Annotated in this window: 4 protein-coding genes; 3 read left to right on the top strand and 1 reads right to left on the bottom strand. The window is 55.0% G+C overall.

What is annotated here, in order from left to right; translation table 11 throughout:
* Positions 1-49: 49 nt before the first annotated feature.
* Both ABJN75_RS15830 and ABJN75_RS15825 read left to right on the top strand, forming a co-directional pair.
* A complete protein-coding gene (locus ABJN75_RS15830) occupies positions 50-409 on the top strand; it encodes a helix-turn-helix domain-containing protein (RefSeq protein ID WP_348440547.1) in 360 nt (119 codons plus the stop codon).
* Positions 406-1,272, top strand: a complete 867-nt coding sequence (locus ABJN75_RS15825) for a shikimate dehydrogenase (protein ID WP_348440546.1) — start codon at positions 406-408, stop codon at positions 1,270-1,272. The genes ABJN75_RS15830 and ABJN75_RS15825 overlap by 4 nt, the downstream gene beginning before the upstream one ends.
* 25 nt (positions 1,273-1,297) lie before the next feature.
* Here ABJN75_RS15825 and ABJN75_RS15820 read toward each other — a convergent pair whose 3' ends face one another.
* Complete coding sequence (locus ABJN75_RS15820) at positions 1,298-1,960, bottom strand: L,D-transpeptidase (protein WP_348440545.1); 663 nt, start codon at positions 1,958-1,960, stop codon at positions 1,298-1,300.
* Positions 1,961-2,113: 153 nt separating this feature from the next.
* On the opposite strand from ABJN75_RS15820, the gene ABJN75_RS15815 reads away from it, so the two are divergent.
* A partial coding sequence (locus ABJN75_RS15815) for an NADPH-dependent FMN reductase (protein ID WP_348440544.1) occupies positions 2,114-2,362 on the top strand: 249 nt, incomplete at its 3' end.

Below are 2,362 nucleotides of genomic sequence, written 5' to 3'. Positions count from 1 at the left end.
GCTATGCAAATGATAGCTCGCTATCGTATGCATAGCAACAGGAGATGCCGTGTCTGACATACCGGTTCCCGGCAAGGCCGTTCGCGGATCGCGCAGCGGCAGCCCGATCATGGCGCTGTTCGACCTACTGGGTCGTCGCTGGGCCATGGGTGTGCTCTGGCAGCTGTATGAGCATGGCCCTTGCACGTTTCGGGGCCTGCAGGAATTCTGTGAAAGCATCTCCCCTGCCGTGCTCAACTCCCGCCTGAAGGAACTCAAGGCTGCTGGTTTTGTCACCCATGGAGAGGGTGGATATCAGGTGACTGACTTCGGCGTCGAGGTGTATAAGGCCCTTCTTCCGCTTTCAAAAGTCTCCAAAGAATGGGCCAAAAAGATTGCGGATACCAACGTGGATGCGGGCGCAGAGTGACGACCATAAAAGATTCATTCCTGCTCGGACTGGTTGGCCGCGGCATCACGCAATCCCGTACTCCGGAAATGCACATGGCGGAAGCGCGCGCCCAGAACTTGTGCTGCATCTATCAACTTCATGATGTCGATGATTTACCCGTCGACGAGCAATCGCTGAATGATGTCCTGCGCACCGCAGAAATGGCCGGATATGACGGCCTCAACATCACCTTCCCTTACAAGGTCGAGGTGCTATCTTTATTGGATGAGATTTCCCCGGAAGCTGCCGCAATAGGGTCAGTTAATACTGTCCTGTTTCGCGGTGGAAGGCGCGTTGGCCACAATACGGATTACTGGGGTTTTGCTGAAAGTTTCCGCGTGAACATGACCGGCGCAAACGTCGAAAACGTGCTGCTGATTGGCGCGGGCGGTGCCGGAGGTGCAGTCGCCCATGCATTGGCTGACTGCGGTGTTCAGCACCTGAAAATCCATGATGTCGATTTCGCGAGAGCAGAACAATTGGCAGCACTCATCTGCGCCAACCGTCCAGATGTCCTGGTCGAAGCAATTGCGTCACTAGACCAGAAATCTGCGGACACTCTCTCGGGGGTTGTCAACGCCAGTCCCGTCGGCATGGCCAAATTACCCGGTTCACCTTTCCCGAAGGATCTGCTGCGGTCGGATATTTGGGTCGCCGATATTGTCTATTTCCCGCTGGAAACCGAACTGTTGAACAATGCCCGACGTCTCGGGTGCCGTGTCTTGCCCGGGTCAGGAATGGCAGTCTTCCAGGCCGTGAAAGCATTTGAGCTCTTCACTGGCCGCGGCACAAATCCCGATCGCATGCGTGAGACCTTCAACACGTTCGACGATCAGATTTAAGCGAATTCAATGTAGTGCTGAGGATTCAGCCCTTCACGATCACCTTTGTGCCAAGCTCGACGCGCTCATAAAGGTCTATGATGTCCTGATGCCACATGCGGATGCAGCCGCTGGAGGCATTGGTGCCTATGCTGCTGGGCGCATTGGTGCTGTGGATGCGGTAGAGAGTGTCCTTGTTGCCCTGCCAGAGATACAGACCGCGCGCGCCGATCGGATTGCGCGGACCGCCAGCCTGACCATCCCGGTATTTCTCAAGGCTCGGATCGCGGGCAATCATCTCGTCTGGCGGAAACCATTTGGGCCATTGCCGCTTGAATCGAATTGTTGCTTCGCCGTTCCAGGCAAAACCGGCCCGTCCGACACCAATTCCGTACCGGATGGCGCGGCCACCGGGCTGGATCAGATAGAGAAACTTTTTCTTCGGGTCGACAACGATGGTCCCGTTTGGATAACGCGACGGATAATAGACGGACTGGCGAAGATACCGCGTATCGAAATTCTGATACTGGATTCCCGGAAGCGAGAACCCGCCATCGCGAACCGGCGCATAGGCGGACGCATAATCTGGTGTTCCATCGGCCAGTGGATTGAGGCCAGCCTGAACGGCAGCGCCTTTTTGGCTCTGGCATGCCGCGAGCAAAAGCGGAAGTCCGGCTACAAAGCTGCGTCGGCTCAGTTTCAACGCCATAACCGCGTCCTTTCATCGGCAATCTTGAATCGGGAAAATTCAATATCTGGAAGAAATGAAAGCAACACGATTATGGTAAATGGATGATTAACAGGCGTGTCTGACATCTGTTCTGCTTGTTGACTTTGTGTACTGCCACCTTGATGAGAAACCATGAAGTTTCTTGCAGTGTCCGGCAGCGGACGACAAAACTCGACCAATACGGAATTGCTTCGCGCGCTGGCACGTGTGGCACCTTCCGAACATTCAATTCATGTCTACGCCGATGTCGCACGGCTCCCTGTCTTCACTCCAGACCTTGAAGACGGCCAGCTACCAGATCAGGTTCAACACCTCACCGGCCTCATCAGGGAATGTGACGGAGTAATTGTCTCAAGTCCGGAATATGTCAGGTCGATACCC

It is taken from the genome of Hoeflea sp., assembly GCF_039975035.1.
Lineage (GTDB): Bacteria > Pseudomonadota > Alphaproteobacteria > Rhizobiales > Rhizobiaceae > Hoeflea.
This window is presented reverse-complemented; position numbering and strand designations above follow the sequence as displayed.